This window comes from Rhodococcus sp. IEGM 1241 (assembly GCF_033142365.1).
GTDB lineage: Bacteria > Actinomycetota > Actinomycetes > Mycobacteriales > Mycobacteriaceae > Rhodococcus_F > Rhodococcus_F erythropolis.
The window spans coordinates 68,963-88,864 of sequence record NZ_JAWLSE010000001.1; the positions used below are offsets into that span (position 1 = coordinate 68,963).

At 63.1% G+C, this 19,902-nt stretch carries 19 protein-coding genes; 6 read left to right on the forward strand and 13 right to left on the reverse strand.

Annotated features, from left to right (window positions below):
- Window positions 1-193 precede the first annotated feature (193 nt).
- From R4P70_RS00305 to R4P70_RS00315, 3 genes are read left to right on the forward strand one after another with little or no spacing between them, the layout of a single operon-like run.
- Complete coding sequence (locus R4P70_RS00305; RefSeq protein WP_019746087.1) at window positions 194-2,293, forward strand: hydantoinase/oxoprolinase family protein; 2,100 nt, start codon at window positions 194-196, stop codon at window positions 2,291-2,293.
- Window positions 2,293-4,233, forward strand: coding sequence for a hydantoinase B/oxoprolinase family protein (locus tag R4P70_RS00310; RefSeq protein WP_069145277.1), 1,941 nt, complete (start codon window positions 2,293-2,295; stop codon window positions 4,231-4,233). The genes R4P70_RS00305 and R4P70_RS00310 overlap by 1 nt, the downstream gene beginning before the upstream one ends.
- Window positions 4,234-4,247: 14 nt before the next feature.
- Window positions 4,248-5,081 (forward strand): NmrA family NAD(P)-binding protein, encoded by an 834-nt coding sequence (locus R4P70_RS00315; RefSeq protein ID WP_283307762.1) that lies wholly within the window; start codon window positions 4,248-4,250, stop codon window positions 5,079-5,081.
- Window positions 5,082-5,087: 6 nt separating this feature from the next.
- Here the strand turns inward: R4P70_RS00315 and R4P70_RS00320 are convergent, their stop codons facing one another.
- Genes R4P70_RS00320 through R4P70_RS00340 form a run of 5 tightly spaced genes read right to left on the reverse strand, consistent with a single transcriptional unit; the run spans window position 5,088 to window position 9,512 of the window.
- Entirely contained in the window at window positions 5,088-6,098 is a 1,011-nt protein-coding gene (locus tag R4P70_RS00320) for a YdcF family protein (protein ID WP_019746084.1), read from the reverse strand.
- Between the two features lie 25 nt (window positions 6,099-6,123).
- The gene (locus tag R4P70_RS00325) at window positions 6,124-6,930 is read right to left on the reverse strand and encodes an ABC transporter ATP-binding protein (protein WP_069145278.1); all 807 of its coding nucleotides are present in this window, start codon (window positions 6,928-6,930) and stop codon (window positions 6,124-6,126) included.
- On the reverse strand, window positions 6,930-7,712 hold the full coding sequence (locus R4P70_RS00330; RefSeq protein ID WP_202022878.1) for an ABC transporter permease: 783 nt from the start codon (window positions 7,710-7,712) through the stop codon (window positions 6,930-6,932). Before R4P70_RS00330 ends, R4P70_RS00325 begins: the two co-directional genes overlap by 1 nt.
- Before the next feature lie 2 nt (window positions 7,713-7,714).
- Window positions 7,715-8,497, reverse strand: a complete 783-nt coding sequence (locus R4P70_RS00335) for an ABC transporter permease (protein ID WP_020971398.1) — start codon at window positions 8,495-8,497, stop codon at window positions 7,715-7,717.
- A gap of 10 nt (window positions 8,498-8,507) precedes the next feature.
- Window positions 8,508-9,512, reverse strand: coding sequence for an ABC transporter substrate-binding protein (locus tag R4P70_RS00340; RefSeq protein ID WP_029256745.1), 1,005 nt, complete (start codon window positions 9,510-9,512; stop codon window positions 8,508-8,510).
- 195 nt (window positions 9,513-9,707) lie between these two features.
- On the opposite strand from R4P70_RS00340, the gene R4P70_RS00345 reads away from it, so the two are divergent.
- From R4P70_RS00345 to R4P70_RS00355, 3 genes are read left to right on the forward strand one after another with little or no spacing between them, the layout of a single operon-like run.
- Entirely contained in the window at window positions 9,708-10,490 is a 783-nt protein-coding gene (locus R4P70_RS00345; protein ID WP_019746079.1) for an IclR family transcriptional regulator, read from the forward strand.
- Complete coding sequence (locus R4P70_RS00350) at window positions 10,487-11,299, forward strand: alpha/beta hydrolase (RefSeq protein ID WP_317830173.1); 813 nt, start codon at window positions 10,487-10,489, stop codon at window positions 11,297-11,299. Before R4P70_RS00345 ends, R4P70_RS00350 begins: the two co-directional genes overlap by 4 nt.
- 42 nt (window positions 11,300-11,341) lie before the next feature.
- Complete coding sequence (locus tag R4P70_RS00355) at window positions 11,342-11,728, forward strand: RidA family protein (RefSeq protein WP_003946047.1); 387 nt, start codon at window positions 11,342-11,344, stop codon at window positions 11,726-11,728.
- A 13-nt stretch (window positions 11,729-11,741) separates the two neighbouring features.
- On the opposite strand, the gene R4P70_RS00360 is transcribed toward R4P70_RS00355, so the two are convergent.
- The 8 genes from R4P70_RS00360 to R4P70_RS00395 all read right to left on the reverse strand — a co-directional run bounded on the left by R4P70_RS00360 (window position 11,742) and on the right by R4P70_RS00395 (window position 19,900).
- A complete protein-coding gene (locus R4P70_RS00360; protein ID WP_317830174.1) occupies window positions 11,742-12,992 on the reverse strand; it encodes a reverse transcriptase family protein in 1,251 nt (416 codons plus the stop codon).
- A 240-nt stretch (window positions 12,993-13,232) separates the two neighbouring features.
- A complete protein-coding gene (locus R4P70_RS00365) occupies window positions 13,233-14,174 on the reverse strand; it encodes an ABC transporter substrate-binding protein (protein ID WP_317830175.1) in 942 nt (313 codons plus the stop codon).
- A gap of 41 nt (window positions 14,175-14,215) precedes the next feature.
- Window positions 14,216-14,923: a class II aldolase/adducin family protein gene (locus R4P70_RS00370; RefSeq protein ID WP_020909735.1), complete on the reverse strand. Its 708-nt coding sequence runs from the start codon at window positions 14,921-14,923 to the stop codon at window positions 14,216-14,218.
- Window positions 14,920-16,074, reverse strand: coding sequence for an LLM class flavin-dependent oxidoreductase (locus R4P70_RS00375; protein ID WP_003946051.1), 1,155 nt, complete (start codon window positions 16,072-16,074; stop codon window positions 14,920-14,922). Before R4P70_RS00375 ends, R4P70_RS00370 begins: the two co-directional genes overlap by 4 nt.
- Entirely contained in the window at window positions 16,071-17,180 is a 1,110-nt protein-coding gene (locus R4P70_RS00380; protein WP_283385273.1) for an LLM class flavin-dependent oxidoreductase, read from the reverse strand. The genes R4P70_RS00375 and R4P70_RS00380 overlap by 4 nt, the downstream gene beginning before the upstream one ends.
- Window positions 17,177-18,220, reverse strand: coding sequence for an ABC transporter substrate-binding protein (locus tag R4P70_RS00385; protein ID WP_317830177.1), 1,044 nt, complete (start codon window positions 18,218-18,220; stop codon window positions 17,177-17,179). The genes R4P70_RS00380 and R4P70_RS00385 overlap by 4 nt, the downstream gene beginning before the upstream one ends.
- Complete coding sequence (locus R4P70_RS00390; protein WP_031332129.1) at window positions 18,204-19,046, reverse strand: ABC transporter ATP-binding protein; 843 nt, start codon at window positions 19,044-19,046, stop codon at window positions 18,204-18,206. The genes R4P70_RS00385 and R4P70_RS00390 overlap by 17 nt, the downstream gene beginning before the upstream one ends.
- Entirely contained in the window at window positions 19,043-19,900 is an 858-nt protein-coding gene (locus R4P70_RS00395) for an ABC transporter permease (RefSeq protein WP_019746071.1), read from the reverse strand. Before R4P70_RS00395 ends, R4P70_RS00390 begins: the two co-directional genes overlap by 4 nt.
- Between the last annotated feature and the right edge of the window lie 2 nt (window positions 19,901-19,902).

The following is a 19,902-nucleotide window of genomic DNA, read 5'->3' on the forward strand; positions in this document are numbered from 1 at the left end:
CGGGGGCGCCGGCGAAGATCCGCTCGTGATCGTGCGCCGAACCTTGGCCCCCCGATTCGGCGAATTGTGACAAAGAATCCGCCCTTCCGAACCTGTGGAATAGCACTACACGTCAGGTACGAGCCACTCACCGGCTAGGCCGCAACCGTCGATCGGTACCAGACGAGACGAGCCAAAGATCTCAGGAGGAAGCGTGGAACCCAGGAAGATTCGGGTCGGTATCGATACCGGCGGAACGTTCACCGACATCGTGGCAGTGGACGACGAAACCGGCGCCATCGTCACCACCAAGACCCCGTCCACCCCGGCGGATCCCGCCGAGGGCTTTCTCGCCGGTATCGAGAAAGTGCTCGCCAAGCTCGGCGAGAGCGGCGACTCGATCGGTGCGGTCAGCCACGGCACGACCGTTGCGACCAACAAGCTGCTCGAAGGCAAGGTCGAGAACCTCGGCTTCATCACCACCGAAGGCTACGAGCACGTTCTCGAAATCGCTCGTCAGTCGGTGCCGGACGGCTACGGCAACTCGTACTTCTGGGTCAAGCCCGAACGCATCGTTCCCGCCGATCGTGTACGCACCGTCGGTGGACGGCTTTCCTTCGACGGCAGCGAGATTCGTCCGCTCGACGAAGAGAGCGTTCGCAGCGCAGCGCAGTTCTTCAAGGACCGCGGCATCCGGACCATCGGCGTCTGCCTCATGCACTCGTACGCCGATCCGACGCACGAGGAGCGCGTTCGCGACATCCTCTTCGAGGTCTTCCCCGATGCGACGGTGAGCATCTCGAGCCAGGTGCTTCGTGAGTACCGCGAATACGAGCGGTCCATCACCACTCTCGTGGACGCCGCGGTCAAGCCGAACATCCGAAACTACGTGAACAACATCGCGAATCGTCTGCGTGAGTTCTCGACCACCGACGGCGAACCCCGCGACATCCCGTTCTACGTCATGAAGTCCAACGGCGGTGTCCTTTCAGCCAAAGAGGTTGTTCACCAGCCTATTACGACAGTTCTGTCGGGGCCGGCTGCCGGAGCTCTCGGTGCTGCGCTGATCGCCGATGCGGCCGGCGTCGAGCAGGTGTTGACCTGTGACGGCGGCGGAACATCGACGGACGTCACCGTCGTGGTTCGCGGCGAGCCCGCGCTGACCACCGAAGGGCGAGTAGGCAACTACCCCTCGAAGATCCCGATGATCGACGTCGTGACCGTCGGCGCCGGCGGTGGCTCGATCGCGTGGATGACGCCGGAACGCACCCTCCGAGTCGGCCCTCAGTCGGCGGGCGCCGATCCCGGACCGTTGTGCTACGGCAAGGGCGGCAGCGAACCGACCATCACCGACGCGCACGTCCTGCTCGGGCGCATCCCACCCCATCTGCTCGGCGGCGAAATTCCCCTCGACACAGAACTGGCACGCAAGGGCCTCGAAGAGCTTGCAACACAGCTCAGTCTGGGCTTCGAGGAGTGCGCGGTCGGCGTCCTCGAGGTTTCGGCGTGGAACCAGGCCAACGCCCTGCGTCAGATCACCGTCAAGCGTGGCCTCGACGTTCGCGACTTCACCCTCGTGACGTTCGGCGGTTCCGGCTCCCTGCTCGCCTGCCGTCTCGTCGACATCCTGGGTCTGAAAGACGTTCTTGTCCCGCTCAATCCGGGTAACGTCTCCGCGTTCGGTCTGCTGACGGTCGATGTCCGCAACGACTACGTCCAGACGCATGTCAGTCGTCACGACCGGTTGAAGGCTGAAGACCTGCAGAGCCAGTTCGACGCGTTGGCCGGCGAGGCCGAAATCGCGCTTGCCGAAGAAGGATTCGACGAGACGCAGCGCAAGTACTCCCGTACTGCGGATCTGCGTTACCTCGGTCAGGCCTTCGAGGTACGCGTCCCGGTGGCGGAAGGTACCGTCACGGCGCAGATCATGGACGACGCGGCCGAGGCGTTCCACCAGGCGCACCGCGAACTGTACGGCTACGACTTCCGGGGAGACCCGTCACAGCACGTGGAATGGGTCAACCTGCGCGTGAGCGGCATCGGCCCGATCAAGCGTCCGACGCTCAAGGAGATCCCCGCCGGCACTGGCGCCGACACCGCCCGAACCGGTTCGCGGCAATCGTATTTCGACAGCTGGGTCGAAACTGCTACCTACGACCGCACGCTGCTCGGTGCGGGTGACGTCATCGAAGGACCGGCCGTGATCGAGGAGTTCAGCTCGACTGTCCCGATCCACCCCGGATTCTCGGCACGTATCGACACCTTCGGGAACATTCGTATCTCGAAGTCTTCCGACTCGAACGGAGTGAAGTGATGACCGCCATTCTCGATGCTGCTGCTGCCACCGCGGCCAAGCCGTACCGACTCACCGCTACCGACGGCGCGTCACCTGATCCGATCCTGGTCGAGATCGTCGCCGGTTACCTCGCCAGCGTGGAAATGGAAGTCGAGACCTCCATTTCGCGCACCTCGCGTTCGCCGATGATCCGTGACGCTCACGACTTCCGCGCGGGTATTCACGACCGGAACCTCCGCAAGCTCACGGGCCGTTCGTATTCCGCCCTGGTTCATCCGATCGCCCGGGACTTCCCACTCGAGACGATGAAGCCGGGAGACGTGTACTTCCACAACGACGTCTACCTGTCCGAAGGTGGCATCGGCCATCTCCCCGACCTCTGCGTCACGGTGCCTGTCTTCGCCCGCGTCACTCCCGATGCCGAGCCGAAGGTTGTTGCGTTCGTTCAGGCATTCGGTCACCACGACGACATCGGCGGTTGCTGCCCCGGCTCCATGCCGTCCGGCGCCACCACGGTGTACGAAGAGGGACTGATGGTTCCGCCGATCAAACTGTGGGACCAGGGAGTTCCCAACGAGGCGGCGCTGCGCATCATGACGCGTAACTCCCGCATGCCGGACGCTCTCGCAGCTGACCTCGACGCCGAGTGCTCGGCGTGCCTGATGGGTGCGCGTCGACTCACCGAATTGTTCGAGCGTTACGGCGTCGACACCGTCGAGTCGTGCTTCGACGCGATGATGGACGCGACCACCGAGACGTACCGCCGCGAGATCCTCAGCAAGATCCCGGTCGGTGAGTACACGTGGGAGGACTACGCCGAGCACGACGGCGTCGACGAGCCGATGCTCCACATCCAGCGCATCACGCTCACGAAGACGCGGCCGGAGGACGAGGGCGGCGAGCGACTCATCCTGGACTTCAACGGAACCGGACCGCAGGCAAAGGGCCCGATCAACCACTGCGGTGACTACGCGGACGGAAACTTCCTCATCAAGTGGTTGGCCCCGATTCTGCGTAACCTCGCGGACACCCCCGAGCGCATGGCCGAACTGGATGTCAACGAGGGCGTCGTACCGCTGATCGAGATGAAGTTCCCCGAAAAGGGAACATTGATCACCCCGATCTTCCCTGCCCCCACCAACGCTCGCACCTTTGTCATCCTCCGTCTGCTCGGAGTGCTGGCCGGCGTCGTCGCCAAGGCTGTGGACGGCAACATGCCCGCCGACCAGGAGACCATCAGGTACACCGGCGTTTACGGTGAAGACTTCGAGGGTCACTCGTACCTCATGCGTGAGGTGCTCGGCGGCGGTTCGGGCGGACGCTATTACGCCGACGGTGAGGACACGATTCACGTCGTTCCCGATTCACGGAACCTGCCGACCGAATTCACCGAGAGCCGTTTCCCCTTCATCGTCGAGAAGCTCGGTCTGGCCATGGATTCCGGCGGAGCCGGACGCTACCGCGGCGGCCTGGGATACGAGAAGCACATCCGGATGCTCAAGGATGCGCACTTCATGTCCATTGCGGATCGTTCGATCCTCGCCTGCTGGGGAGTCAAGGGCGGCAAGGCCGGTCGGCCGTTCTCCGTGGTCCTGGATCCGGGTGGACCGAACGAGCGTGAGTTCGACGCGCTGACCGATGCCGAGCCGATCAAGGCCGGCGAGGTCGTACGGATTCGCACCACCGGTGGTGGCGGTTGGGGAGATCCACTGGAGCGCCCGATCGAAGAGGTCTTGCGAGACATTCAGTGGCGCAAGGTTTCCGTAGAGGGCGCACGCGACGACTACGGTGTTGTCATGATCGAGGGTGACGAGCCGTCCGTCGACGAGGCTGCTACCACGGAGCTACGGGATCAGTTGCGCTCGGAGCGCGGTGAGAACGAACCCTTCTTCGATCGGGGTCCGGGCTACGCGCAGCTTTCCGGTGGCGCCACCTCAGCGGTCTACGACTACGTCTAGGACGGAAAACTCTCATGGAGAACGGAATTGCTCGCGGCGCCGACATCGCGGTGATCGGTGCCGCGGGTAAGACCGGTGAGGCAGTCGTCGCTGCACTGCCGCCGAGCGTGACAGCTCGGCGACTGGTGCGAAAGGCGCGTGTCGACGGGGACTTCGAGGTAGAACTCGAAACGGGAAGAGGGCTGCGCAAGGCGCTCGCCGGGTGCCGAGGTGTGTACTTCATTGCCCCGAACGTCCATCCCGACGAGCCGGCACTGCTTCGCAATGCGCTGACGGCAGCGGCTTCGGCGGGGGTGGAACACTTTGTCTATCACTCCGTGGCGTGGCCGTTCAGCCCGTCAATGCCGCATCACCTGGACAAAGCCAGGTGTGAGGACGAACTGCATCGTTCTCCCTTGAAATGGACTGTGCTGCAACCATGTGCGTACGCGCAGAATTTCGAAGCGGTACTCACGGGTCGGTCAGAGACCATCGTCGTGCCGTACAGCGCGGACACGAGGTTCTCGTTCGTGAGTTTGGCGGACGTGGCAGCTGTTGCCGCGGTCGTCCTGAGCGAGGGCCCGAGCGAGCATCACGGAGCGACGTACGAGGTGGGGGGCCCTGAAGCTCTGAGCGTCATGGAGGTGGCACAGATGGTGGAGAAGCAGACGTCACGTACCGTCGCGATAGAACAGATCAGCGTGGATCAATGGCGTGAACAGATCGGCAGCGGCCTGGACGTCAACGCCAGCTCACGATTGGCGGCGATGTTCGAGTTCTACAACCACCACGACTTCCTTGCGGGCAGTGCTGCCGTGGAACTGCTTCTGGGTCGCCGACCGATGGGCGTCGAGAGCCTGATTCGGTGATGCTTGCTACGCAATGCCTCCTGCCGCCCAGACAACCAGTGGGGGCAGGGCGGCGAGGATCAGGCAGACCGTTCCGTTGAGCCACTTGTGTTCCACCGTGACGGCGGCGAACTCGCGCAGAATAGCGCTCGGCAGGTAGTACCGGGCGGTGTGGGAACCGATGACTTCTGCATCCAGATCGAGGCTTCGGGCAAACGTTGCGGTTCGGAGTATGTGGAAGTTGCTGGTGACCAGAACCATTCGAGGCTTCGTGGTGTCGGCGCGGAGAAGGTCCCTGGTGTACTCGAGATTCTCGAGCGTGGTGGTCGAACGGTCCTCTAGCATCACGTTCTCGCGCGGGATCCCGTGATCGACGAGGTAGACGCACATTGCCTCAGCCTCGCTGACCACCTCGTCCGATCCCTTCCCGCCGCTGACGACCAACAGCGGGGAACGTCCTTCGCGGACCTCGGCGCGGAAGACGTCCGCGGCCTTGTCCAGACGGCTGGCCAGCAGGGGCGTCACGTCGGCACCCGAAAGCCCGGCGCCGTGCACCACTATCGCGTCCATCCCGGGCTGGTACTTCTGGCGTCCGTACACGTAGGAGTAGAGCAGAAAGCTCGTGAACAGAAACCCCAGGTACGACGCGACCAGGCTGAACGATCCGAGAACGACTGCGAGCCAATATCTCTGCGTCAGCAACGCTGATGCGAGCAGAACGTAGGGAACGAGCAGTCCGAGTCCGGCGACGAGGGAGAGCAGGTTCGCCACGCTGAATCCCTCGCGCCGCAGCATCGTGACCCCGTTGACGATCAGGAATCCTGCAAGCAGGAGCACCAGCAACGGCGAGAGCAGAGCGATCGTCGCGATGACGAACGACGGGATCTCGGTCCCCGGTGCACCCGACTGCAGCATCCACAGACCGGTGAAGATCACTCCGAGAAGTAGATAGACGCCGTTGCTCAGCCTCCGCCGATCCTGCCTGAACCGGTAGCCGCAGAATCCGAGCAGCGCGAGGCCGATGAGGAGAAGGATCACGGAGCCAGACTAGGCGAGGTGCCCACTACACGGGCGCCACCGTTTTGGACTGCTGGATTGCGGACAGCACCCTGGTACGGCACTCGATGAACAGTGGGTCCGCCTTGGTGGTCAGTTGATCTCGAGCTCCGGTCAACGGGACGTCGACGATGTCCTGCATCAATGCCGGCGTTCCGCCGAGTACGACCACTCGATCGGACAGGTACACCGATTCGTCGACGTCGTGGGTGACCAGGAGGACGGTGATACCAAGATCACGTTGAAGCGTCAGCAGCAGGTCTTCGAGTTCCGCGCGGGTCTGCGCATCGACCGACGCGAAGGGTTCGTCCATGAGGAGTACCTGCGGCCGATAGGCGAGAGCGCGAGCTATCGCTACTCTCTGCTGCATTCCGCCGGACAACTGCCAGGGGTAGGAACGCGCAGCACCGCCTAGACCGACAACGGCGAGTGCATCGGTAACCCTCTCGTTCTGAACCTTCCGCGCCAGACTGTTGCCCCGCAGCGGCAGGCGAACGTTCTCGCCCACTCGAAGCCACGGCATCAGTGTGCGTCCGTAGTCCTGTGACACGAGAGCCAGAGTGGCCGGCGGTGCATCGATCGCGATCCCGGCGATGCGGACCTCACCGGTGGTCGGCTTCTGCAGACCGGCGATGCAACGAATCAGCGTGCTTTTGCCGATGCCGGAATGGCCGACGATGCAGACGATTTCTCCCGGTGCGACCGTAAGGTCGATCCCGCGGAGCACTTCGCGGCCGGTGGGGCCGCCGTAGGTCACCCCGAGGCCGCTCAGTTCGACTGCGGGTATCGATGCCGCAGATTCTGTGGATGACATCAGTTTCCTTTCACTGCGAGAGCGTCGTGGGTCCGCGGCTGCCATCTGAGCAACCATCGTTCGATCACGCCGTATCCGAGGTTGAGCACATATCCGATGATTCCCAGCAGGAGAATTCCGGACCACATGTCCGCGATGGCGAATGTCTGTTGCGCGACGATCACGAAGTGACCGATTCCTGCAGTGGAGACATACATTTCGCTGCCGACCATGATGACGACACCGATCGCGAGACTGGTACGGATACCGACTGTTATCTGCGGCATCGCTCCGGGGAGGAGTACCTGCGTCACCAGGAGGGGTGTACGGATCCGGTAGCTGCGCGCCACCAATCGGATACTCGGGTCGATGGAGCGAATGCCGTCGAGGGTGTTGAGGAGTATCGGCCAGACCGCGCCGAAGGCGATGGCGGCAACGTTACCCGTCGAACCGGTTCCGAAAACGATGAAGAGGGCGGGCAATACGGCCAGCGCCGGAATGGCGCGGAAGAACTGGAGAAACGGATCGGCAATATCGGCAGCCAGCGGGAACAGGGCCAGCAGGAGACCGGCGCCGATGCCGACCACCAGTGCCACGGCGAGACCGAAGGCAAGGTTGGTCAAGCTCGGTACGACGTCGTGGGCGAATCCCGGACCGAACCAGTTGTCCACAAACGCTTTCCAGATACGCGACAGTGGCGGGAAGTAGGGTGACTTGCTCGACTCCGAACCGAAGTACCATACGACGACGATCAAGATCGGCAGCCACAACTCCCACGCGAGGAGTCGAAGTCCTGACATCATCTTCACGTCGTCATCCTCCTCGGGATGTAATGCCAAGCAAGTAAACGATTCTCGATCGCCATCACGGCGAAGGCGAGCAGCATTCCGAGTAGTCCGGCGACGATGATCAGTGCGAACATTCGATCGGGGACGGATTGGCTCAGCAGGATCTCCTTACCGAGTCCCGGCACGCCGGCGATCAATTCTGCACCGATGGTCAGCAGCAAGCTCAGTGTTGCCGAGATGCGAATTCCGGTGAAGATGTAGGGCATCGACGCCGGTGCGACGACGAGAGCGAGTCTGCGCCACAGCGGAAGTCGGAAGGAGCGTGCGGTCGCCAGCAGTTCCGGGTCGACGTTGCGCACACCGTGAATCGTCTGGAGCAGAATCGGCCACACACTTACTGCCACGATCAGCGCCACCGCCATCCGTTGGGTCGGGCCCATGATCAGCAGAAAGAGCGGAATGATTGCGAGCGGCGGAACGGTTCGGCAGAAGTCGATGACGAAACGGGAGGAGACCGTCAGGAACGGGTGCGCGGCGAGCAGCAGTCCTGCCGGGATCCCGATGACCAGGCACAGCGCCAATCCGATCGCTGTGGTGGTCACCGTTTGTCCCAGTGATGTCCACAACGAGGATGTGCCGAGTTCGTTCACAAGGGCCACTGCCACGTCGCTGAACTTCGGAATACCTTTGACGTCCTCGTCGCCGAGCATTCCGAAGATCTGCCAGGCGGCTGCCAACGCGAAGAGCGTCAGCAGCCGACCGAGCAGAACCTGCCTCCGGCGAGTCTGCAGGGTTGTCAAGGCGGACAACTCAGTTGGCCGGGGTCAGCAAGGAATCGGCCTCGACCGAATCCGTCAGTACCCCGTACTTGACCAGCAGTTCGATCTCCGTGCCGAGAGCACCCGGTTCCACTACTGCGACGAACTGAGGATTCTTGCTGTTGGCCAGCATTTCGAGCGGAATCTTGGCTTGTGTCGAGAGTGCAGCCTTGACGGCGCCCGGATTCTGATTGGCGTAGTCGACGGATTTGGCAAGCGCCGTGCGGAATTTGGCGAGTGAGTCCGGGTTCGCGTCGACAAACGATTCCGAAGCGACCAGCGAGGTCCCTGGCACACCGGGCGCGGCCAAGGGGAAGGGGTGGCCGAGGATCTTCAGCCCCGAGTCGGTTGCTTTGCTCAGGAACGGATCGATGAGGAATGCCGCATCGGCTCCGCCAGTGGAAACAAGGTCGCCGAGGTTGGGCATGGGCGCCTGAATGAACGAGATCTTGTCCGCTGCTCCACCGGACTTCTCCACCGCAGCAGAGATGACTGCCTCGCTGACGGACTTCAATCCGCTGATCGCAACGGTTTTGCCTTCGAGGTCACGGAAGCCGCTGATGGAACTGTCTTTGGCGACGACGAGGCCGGACTGGTCGACGCCGTCACTCGCGGCAAAATTCGTGAGTCCTCCGACGATGGTGACGGGCATGTTCTGGCTGCGTGCCTGAATTGCGGCGGCGGCGGTCGTGGCTGCCATATCTGCATTTCCGCTGAGCAGCAACGGAATTTGAGCCGAGGAACTAGCACCGCCCTCGACGAGTTGGATGTCGAGTCCTTCGTCGGTGAAGTATCCCTGCTCCATTCCGAGCCAGATCGGTGCGAAGTCTGCGATCGGCTGAGGTGCGATTCGAATCGTGGTGGTCTGGGTGCCCCCGTCGTCGGAGGCCGTGGCGTCGCTCGAGCAGCCGGTCAGTGCCAATGCTGCGGTCGCGACCGCAGCTAGGGCAACAACTCTGAACCGTGGTGTCGACCGAAGGGTATGTCCAACCGTCATGTCCGAAAGCCTCTCGCTGGGAAAGATATGACTTCCTTGCCGGTAATCCGGTGGGAAGGTGAAGACGCTCAAAGAATTCCGTACGCCGGAACGATTGTTGTGACTATAGTAATTTCCAAGACGAATGCCAAGGGTTTTCCAAGAACACGAGATTTCGGATCGCCGGGTACATCCACGGCACCGGGAGGGGATCGGATGACGAAGGGTTCTGCGTCCGCCGTCGACAAAGCGCTGGATCTACTCGAGGCCATCGCGCGCTCGACCACGCCGATGAAGCTCAGCGAACTGGCAGAAGAAGTCGGGATGCTCCGCCCGACTGCGCACCGAGTGCTCGGAGAACTCGCGAACCGTGGTTGGGTCTTCCGCTACGACGGTCGCTATCTCCCCGGCCCGGCTGCACTGCAGGTTTCCCACGAAGCGGCAGCGCACTCGTTGGCGGCCTTGTGCGATCCGACCATGCGGGTGCTGTCCGAGAGCACCGACATGATGGTGAATCTGCAGGTTCTCGAGAGCGGCGGAACGCGGATCATCGCGGCGCTGCGTCCCGAGAGACTCAAGATGATCACTCGGATGCTCGGGGATCTGCTTCCGCCGCACCGGTTCGCGGGTCCGCTCGCGTTGGTCGCGGCACTCGAGGACAACACCCGGGCGCCCTACCTGGCGATGGTGGAGAAGAGCGGCTATCCACTGGAAGGCCCCACCGGCTTTCTCGCCGACATAGCCGAGACGCAGAAAACCGGATTCGCCGTTGTACACAAACGATCTCAGGACATCATCGGTTCGGTCTCGCGTGCAGTGTCTTCCCGCAAGGGATCTCCGCTCTGCGCGTTGACGGTGATCGGGTTCGATACCGACTTCGATGCGAAAACGACGCGAATGGTCGAAGAACACCTGCTGCGGGCCACCGATGAAGTGCAGCAACTCCTCACTGACCACACTTCGGGCAAGCGCCCGTCCGACACAGGAGAAGAAGGATGATTTCACGGACCGAGGGCTTCATCACCGTCGCAGACGGCGAACGGGTCTGGTACGAGACTGCCGGCGAAGGCCCGGATCTGATTCTCACGCACGGTCTCGGCGGCAACGCCGCGGTCTGGTACCAACAGGTACCGTACTTCGCTCAGCATTATCGGGTAATCAGCTGGGATCAGCGAGGATTCGGCCGGTCCACCAACAAAAAGGGCAACCACGGCCCGGTAGCGGCAGTCTCGGATCTGATCGAAATCATGAACCTGTTGGAGGTCGATCGAGCGCACGTGGTCGGCCAGTCGATGGGCGGTTGGGCCGCATTGGGGACCGCGATCGCTGTTCCGGACCGGGTGGAGTCGGTAGTCCTGGCCTGCACGACCGGCGGCATTCCCGTCGGATTCGGTCCGGACGGCGCACCTCCCCTTACCGCGGCGCCCGTCACGGCGCGGCCACTGGGGGAACACCCCGCTGTGGGCGGACGGTTGCCGAGCTTGGACATGGCGAGGGCATACCTGTACCAAGCTCTCGGCACCTTCGGTCATCGCCCACCTGACACCGAGTTCTTCCGAATTCTCAAGGCCCACAACTACTCGCCGAGCGATCTTGCCGCGGTGACGGCGCCGGTTCTGCTGATCGCTGGTGAGCTGGACGATTTGATGACACCCGAGCGGATTCGCAGCGCCGCCGAGTTCCTGCCCCACGCCGAAGTGGTCGAACTTGCCGACCGCGGCCACTCCCCCTACTTCGAGGACCCACACGCGTGGAACGAGTTGGTGGCGCACTTCCTGGCCGATGTTCGTGCCCGCCCAGTGCGCTGAAACACCAACTCGTCACGCATATTCCAACTCCGAGGAGATCTAATGGATTCATCTCAGACCGTCGAGTTCATCCCACCCGCTTTCGATACGCCGTTCTCCACCGGAGTGCGCGTCGGAGACGTTCTGTATCTGTCGGGTCAGATCGGTATGCTCCCGGACGGGACTTTGGCCGACGGCTTCGAAGCGCAGGCTCGACAGACCATGGAGAACATCGTGGCTTCGCTGATCGCTTACGGTTCCGGCGTCGAAGCAATCTTCAAATGCACTGTCATGCTTGACGACATGTCTCGTTGGCAGGAGTTCAACAAGGTCTACCTCGAGTACTTCCCGGCGTCGAGACTGCCGGCCCGCAGTGCGTTCGGAACAGATGGACTGGCGCTGGGTGCGCACATGGAGGTCGAATGCATGGCGTACACACCGCGGGTCTGACTGCTCGCGGGCACTAACCGTCCCAATCCACACGTTCAGCCAGGCGCAGCAATGTGTGTCGGCGTGTAGTGCTGGTTTCGCCGATGTGCGCGATCCGGCCGTAGATGTGGGCGCGGAAGTTCTCGATTCCGTCCCGATTCTTTTCCTGCGCAGAAGTACTGGCGGCATTGTGCAGCAGGGCACGCAAGCGATCGTAGTCGTCACGCGGATACGACGGTTGGTCGTTGATCACCAGCCCGGTGAGGTGTTGGCGTCGATGAGGGCGCATCACCTTGGTCTTTCGTGGATGGATGGCAAACCCTTCGTCCCTGGCGATCTGCTCGACGCTCCAGAGGAGGGTTCCGACGTCGGCAACTTCGATTCCGGAGAAGGCGAGGTCGTCGGCGTATCGGGTGTAGGTGAGCCAGTTTGCTTGTGCGAGTCCGCTCAAGCGGATATCGAGTTTGCGCGCGACGAGATTCGCCAGTGCAGGCGAAGTTGGCGCGCCTTGCGGAAGATGCGCGGTGCGTAGCTGTGATGCCTGTGCATACGGTAGGCCGCGCAGGGTATCGGCAGGTGTGGCAACAGTGCACAATCCGGTGAGAACTCCCGCCACTGCGGGTGGATAGCCGAGGGCGGTGAAGACGGCGTGGACGCGGCTGCCGCTGATCGAGGGGAAGAACTGCGCGAGGTCCACACCGATCACGATTTCCGACTGTGCGTGCGGCGCTGCAAAAGTCAGAGGGCTTCGACCACGGACAAATCCGTGTGCCGCGTCGTGCGGGGGCACCAGGTCGAGTATGCGGCGCAGAATCTTGCGCTGAATTTCGCGCAATCGAGGTTTCGGTACCTCGAGGAGGCGAGCGCCGGTCTTCTTGCTGATCTGCATCGGCCGGTAGTGGCGTAGCGGTAGGGGTTTCGTGCGGAGCCAATCCCCTCGGTCGGCAAACCACTCGAGTTCGGAGATCGTCAGATCCAGTGAACGAGCCAGGTCCACACTGGTGTTGTAGCGAGGAACGTCGAACCGCCACACCGAGGATTCATTGGTGTCCAGTGAGAGAGGAACAGGCCGCAGGCGAGGTAGTTCGCGTAGCAATCGGTACAGAGTCTGCGGTTCGAACGGTGGGGCGGGCATGAGGTCGAGAACGCGCACGGCCAGGAGCGTCGGGGAAACGCCGAAGACGGTTCCGAATGCCTCCTCGAGTCCGCTGAGGGTCCACGGAGCGTCAGCAGCCGCAACGGCCAGACGACGCGCCAACTCGGGATCGAGCTCGAAGTCACGCATGATTCGACTCCGGGATGCGACGGGGCGGGGTGACCAAATCCTTTGTCCGGTGCGGCGGCAAGCACGCGGAGCGTGCCGAACGCCGGTGGACGCAGTATCCAATTCTTCTGGCCGACCCAGGGGTTACCCCTGAGACTGGTCGCGTGGACCAACTCTCACCCACGCGCCGCCGCATCCCTTCACAATGGCAGACCGTCCGGTATCTGTCACGTGTGAAGCGGATCTGTCAGGTGTGGGTTCTCAGATCGACGAACGATCCGAACCGACGAACTCGCTGATCCACGGCACGACTGCTTCGCGGACGGTGACCGCCTTCGGCAGTAGCCCGTTGCTCAGCAGGAGATCGGCCGCTCGCTGCTGCTCGTCGAGGAACACGTCGGTGACCGGGTTGACACCGAAAGGACGCCCGCGCAGTGCAGCTTCCCAGGCATCGATGCTCGCGGACCCGCCACGCTTCTCGATGTCGTCGACGAAGATCTGCGCGGCTTCGCGGGGGTTGGCTTCGATCCAGGCGTCGGATTCCTGCAGGGCCTCGATGATCGCCTGGAGGGCCTCCGGGTTGGTATCCGCGAAATCGCGCCGGGTGAACCACAGTGAGGGGTGGCTGAAGAGTCCGTCGGTGGCGATCAGCGTGCGCAGTTCGTGGTTCGCTTCGATGTCGGTCAGCCCCGGGTACGCCCCTACCCAGGCATCGATGGTGCCGTCGACGAGGTCCGCTCCACCACCGCGCACGTCGGTGTCGACAGGGACGATGTCGGACCAGGTCAGCCCCGCCTGATCCAAGGCGAACAATAAAAGTGTGGTCTGCCACGATCCGTGCGCGATGCCGGCGCGCTTGCCGCGCAGGTCCTCTACCGTGTTGATCTCGGACTCTGCCTTGACTACCAGGCGCCCGTTCTCCACGCGGGGGCCGGAGATTCCGATGTAGACGAGATCGCGGCCCTGGGCCAATCCGGTGACCGGCGGCGTGAAGCCGGTTCCGATCACGTCGTATCCGCCCTCCTCGAACAGCCAGTCCGAGTGCAGGGTCGGCAAGGCGTTCTCCGGGTTCACTGCAGGCTTGGCGGGAAGCTCACGCAGGTCCACCCACTCGACATCGGGGAGACGGCGCTCGAGGATTCCGGTGTGGCGCAGTACGAACAGCGAATTGTTGTGTGGGAAGTATCCGACGCGAACGGTCATGAGATCTACGGTTTCCTGTTCTGAATCAGTGATGGGGGTGGCTAGATGAGGCCGCGTCGACGCGCCTCGTCGGCGAGTCCGCTACGGCCCCACTGGACCGTGAGGTTGGACGGATCGAATTCGACTGAACCGCCGAGGGTTTCGGCGATCGCCTGGAACTGCGCGCCTTCCTCGAGGAGGACGACGAACTTCGCGAGGTCGAGCAACCCGCTGCGGCCGATGACGTTGACCCCGCCGTTGGCTTCGAAGATCGCCACCAGATCGGGATCGTGTTCGAGACGCTCGAGAATGAACTCGCCCGCAGACCGGGACCGATCGATGTGCGGCGGAATCTCTCGGGAGAGCGTCAGCCTCTGCGAAGCCGCATATCGGATGGGTAGCGTCCGGTGTGTCTGGGCCCAACCGCCGAGCCACGGAGTGTGGATGTGGACAACGCTGGTGATTTCCGGATGCTCACGGAACACTGACGCGTAGCCGGTGACAAAACCGGCCGATCCGTTGCCGGACAGCACCTCTCCATCGAACGTAGCAACAACCGGTGACACCGACGGATCGTCCGCCCACGGTCCCGGGTCGTTCAGGGCGACCGCGATTTCGGTGCCGGGTACGCGTTCGACGAAGTTCACGGTCCCGTTGGCTGCAACCGTTCCAGTCTTGCGGAAGACGTCGAATGCCTTGTCTGCTGCTTTGCGCGCTGCTTCGACGAATGCTGCGGTATCGGCGTCGAGTCGAGTTTCGGTGGTGGTCATCGAGTCTCCAGTCCAGAAGGTGTGATCGGGGTGCGCTGCAGGAGGGGAAGAACTTCTTCGCCGACGCGGTATGCCTCTTCGAGATGCGGGTTACCCGCGAGGATGAAGGCGTCGACGCCCAGTTCGCGGAGCTCGTCGAGTCTTTCGGCGACCTGTTCGTAGCTGCCGACCAGTCCGAACGCTGGTCCGCCGCGGATGAGGCTGAAGCCACACCACACGTTGGGCTGCACTTCCAGATCTCGGTAACCGGTGATGTGTTCGGGCACCCACCCCTTGATGCGGGCGGCGCCCACCGAATCACCCTGCGCTGCGCGGTCGGCGGCCCCCTTGTCGACGAAGGCCCAGCCTTTCTCGATCTCGGCCCAGGCGGCTTCTTCGGTGTGCCGGGCAACGACGTCGATGCGTACGGCGAACTTCGGGGTGCGTCCCAGCTTGGCCGAGTTCTCCCGCACGCCGTCAATCTTGGCTCTCAGATCGGCGTACGGCTCCAGCCAGGAAAGGTAATAGTCGGAGTGCAGTCCGGCGGCGGCGACGGCTGCTGCCGAAGATCCGGAGAAGTACACCTCGGGAAACGGCTGGCCGGCAAGCCCGGGTGGAAGTGCAGCACCGTGGGTTTGGAAGAATCGACCGTCGAAGTCGAAAGGTTCGCCGTCCCACACACCCTTGAGGACATCGAGGAACTCGGACGTCCTGGTGTAGCGATCGTCATGGTCGACTTTGTCGCCCCACCACAGCTGAGGCGCGCCGCCTCCACCACTGATGATGTTGTAAACCAGACGTCCGCCGGTTGCTCGCTGCAGACTGGCCGACATCCGCGCGGCCTGTACCGGGTGAAGGAACCCCGGTTGGAACGCGACCATGAAACGGTACGTGGTGGTCTCGGCGGCCAACGCTGCTGCGGTCGCCCACGGATCCTCGGTCATCGGGAAGGACGGCAGCAGTCCACCGAGGAAGCCGGCAGACTCGGAAGCCTTTGCCACTGCGGCCATGTGGTCGATGTAGCTGTATCCGTCCAACTCGCCGCCGCGGATCGCGGGAGCGATGTTGCCCGGCCCGTATCCACCGGCATCGCCGCGGTTGTAGCGACGCGGAGTACGCAGCGACGCGTGGTCGCCTTCCATCCCGATCCGCCAATAGAAATCGATGCTCATGCGGTGGCCTTCTCTTCTGTGGTGGCCTTCTCTTCCTTGCGGATCCGACCCTCGGGATCGACCAGGTGCAGGAGATGCTCGCCCGCCCGGTGCAGCTCTTCGATGTGTGGCCGACCTGACAGGACGAAACCGTCCACGCCGAGATCGCGATACGACGACAATCGCTGCGCCACTTCCTCGTAGCTTCCGACGAGGCCGATACTGTGCTCGTAGCCGATGCGGTCGAATCCGGACCACAGGATGCCGCCCCGATCGATTTCGAGTGCAGCGGAATCGGTTTCTCTCAGTTGCCGTTCGACGCGAGCCCAGGCTTCGTCGGCTGTCTCCCTCGCGATGATCGGGATGCGCAGGACCTTCTCGACGGTCCTGCCGAGTTCGGATGCTCGGTCGTCGAGGGTGGTGATCCGTGTCGACAACTCGTCACCGGCAAGGGTGAACTGATGGACATCGGCATGGTGGGCCGAGAGTTCCAGAGCTTCCGGTGAGTCTCCGGTCAGATGTACTCGGGGAAAACGGAGCCCCGACAAGATGCCTCGGAATCCGCCGCCGAGTACGTCGTAGTACTCGCCGTCGAAGTCGTAACCCGTGCCGCCGAATCCGCCGGGGAGAATCTGTTCCTCGTTCCACACACCGCGTGCGACGGTCAGGAACTCCGCGGCGCGCGCGTAGCGGTCGGCTCCTCGAACCACGTCTCCGCGAGCAGCGGCGTCTTCGGGGTCCGTCTCTACCTTCACTCGCCATTCGAGACGACCTGCCGACAGGCGCTGAAGTGTCGCCGACATTTTGGCGGCGTAGACGGGGGTGCCGAAAGTGGGGTGAAACTCCACGACCACTCGCGAATGACGCGTCTGACGTAGGGCGGCGGCAGCAACGATCCAGGATTCTTCGCCATTCGGATCGTACGGTGCGACAACGCCGTCGACGCCCGACAGTTCGGCTGCGAGAACGATCTGTGCCAATTCGTCGAAGGGCCCGAAGTTTCCGGGGCGAACATCGGTCGCGACGGTAGTCGGTCGCTGTGGCCCGAAGCCGCCGCGACTGTTCAGCGCGGCCACTGCCCGGCGTCCGTCACCGCGCGAGGGCAGCTCCCAGTAGACGTCCGTCATTCTTCTGTGCCCTTCTGCGCGGCGACAAGTGCGCGTGCCTGTTCCAGTGGTTCGTGCGCCACCCAGGACCGCAGGTCGAAGTCGGCGGCAAGGAAGCCGTGCGCATACAGGAATTGTTTCTGCACGCCGAGCAGGTCCACACGCTCGTCCGACAGGCTCAAATGCAGTCCGGTGTGGAAGTTCTCGCCGTAGGCTGCCACCACACCTTCGGGCCCGGACTGTGTTTCGGTCTGCAGCACGGCTCGGACCTCGTCGATGTTGGCTGCGGCCCAGTCCGCCGCTCTCAGGCTCTCGGCGAGGAAACCGACGACGATGTCCGGGCGCTGTTCGAGTAGGTCGGCATGAACCGTGATCGGTCGTGGGGTGCCGTTGTTCACGCGATCACGTAGCGATGCAGTGGAATCGAGATCGACGGCAACGGCGAGGCCGTGTTCGCGGGCAACTTCCTGGGCGCGGGCACCCTTGACGTAGATGGCATCGACGTCGCCGCGGAGCAGGGATTCGACACCCCACGTCGTGTTGCGGGTGGACGAGGCGGTGCGGACCTCGGGGGCTGCGGTCGTCGCAACCTCGACGAGGGTGACGTCGGCAAAACTCAACTCGCCCAGTCGAAGTGCGGAGGCGAAGCCGTGCAGGGCCATGGCGCGAGGAAAGCTCCTGGCCTGATCCGCAGCCCAGGCCGGGATACCGATCCGAGCGCCGGCCAGAAGACCTGCTTCGCGGATGTCGGAGTCTCCGCGCACCAGGATTGCCTGGGCCTCGTCGATCCAGGTGAGCCCGATGAGCCTCGTCGGAGAACCACTGGCACGCGCAGCCAGTGCGGGGACGTTGCCGCCTTCGCGAATGAGTCCGGAGAGATGGTGATCGAAATGGCGCACTGCCAATTCCGGTCCGGCATCTTGCAGTACGCCGAAACGCACTCCGGATTCGTTTGCCGTCCGGCCGAGCCAACCGAGACTGTTGGCGAGACCGCTGGCGGTGGGAACGGGGCAGCGGGTGTACCAGAGTGTGTCGATTGCGGAATCAGCGATCAATGTCATGACTGTCCTGTCCGTCGGGGAAGGTGCGGCCGACACCGAGTTCCTTCAGGAAACTCGCTCGGTAGCGCAAAGATTCGGGATCGTTCCGATCGCGGGGGCGTGGCAGGTCGATGTCGACGTCCACGGCAAACCCGCCCTTGTCGAGGATGAGCACGCGGTCGGCAAGTCGTACGGCTTCGTCGACGTCGTGCGTGACGAGTAGTACAGCCGGACGGTGGCGGGCGACCAGATCGCCTACCAAGTCTTGCATTTGGAGCCTGGTCAAAGCGTCGAGGGCCGCGAACGGTTCGTCGAGCAGTAATAGTTCAGGTTCGCGAACGAGAGCGCGAGCCAATGCGACGCGTTGGGCCTCGCCGCCGGAGAGGGTGGCCGGCCAGGCACGGTGCTTGTCCGCGAGGTTGACCTCGGAGAGTGCGTTGCGTGCATTGTCGGTCACCTGACGTGACCGCTTCTGTCCGACTGTGACATTGGCCAGAACTCGCTTCGACGGGATCAATCGCGGTTCCTGGTAGACGACCGTGCGGTCGCGCGGAACCAGCACCTCGCCGCTGTCCGGTGCTTCCAAACCGGAGAGCACTCGCAACAGGGTCGTCTTGCCGGTGCCGCTGGGGCCGAGGAGAACGACGAACTCTCCGCGTGTGATCTCGAGGTCGATACCGCCCAGAACAGTCTTGTCACCGAACGATTTCCGCACTCCGGTGAGTGAGACTGCCACTGGTGATCCGGCTCGTCGTTCGGCCGCGGTGGTACCGGTCCGCTCACGCGTTGCCAACGGTGGTAGAGGTGCTTCGGTGGTCGGCAGCGAGCCGACGGTCGTGTTCGTCACCGCGCCACCGACAATCTCCGCCACGGCATGGAGTACCGCTCGATCAGCCTGACGACGGCGTCGAAGATGAGACCCAGCGCCGCGTACATGACGATGCACAGAACCATGTAATCGGTGCGGTTGTATTCCTGCGCCAGAGTGACCAGGTATCCGATGCCCTCACGTGTGCCGACCTGCTCGGCGGCGATCAATCCGGTGATGCTGAGCGACAGGCAGATTCGAAGCCCCATCAGAACACCGGGGAGGGCGGTCGGAAGAATCGCTCCGAACACCAGTCGCCAACCTGTCAGTCCGAAACCCTGTGCCGCTTCGACCATCTTGCGATCGACCCCGCGCACTCCCAGGTAGGTGTACGCGTACATGGGGGCGACGGTCGCGACCGCGATCAGGACCACCTTGAAAGTTTCGTCGATACCGAACCAGGCGATGAACAGCGGAACGAGCGCGAGGAACGGGACCGCGCGATTGATCTGCATGGTCGAGTCGATCAGTTCTTCACCGAGCGAGGAGAGACCGGACAGAACCCCGAGAACCAATCCGACGATCACACCGACCGAAACACCGAGTGCAGCACGTTGAAGCGACGCGAGACCGAAGTCGACCAACTGACCCGACTGGTACAGCTCGGCGAATGCCGTCCACACCGCCGGAGGTCCGGCCAGGATCTCTTCGCGGATCAGTCCGGTAGCGGATCCGATCCACCATCCGGCAACCAGCAGCGCGGGCACGAGGAAGCGGAGGGGGATCGAGACCCACTTGGGCCTGCTGCGATTGCGCCGGTAGCGGGGCGTTTCGAGTTGCGGATGCTCCACTGACGGCGACGCCGTTCGTGCGGGCCGGGTCAGCGTCACCATCG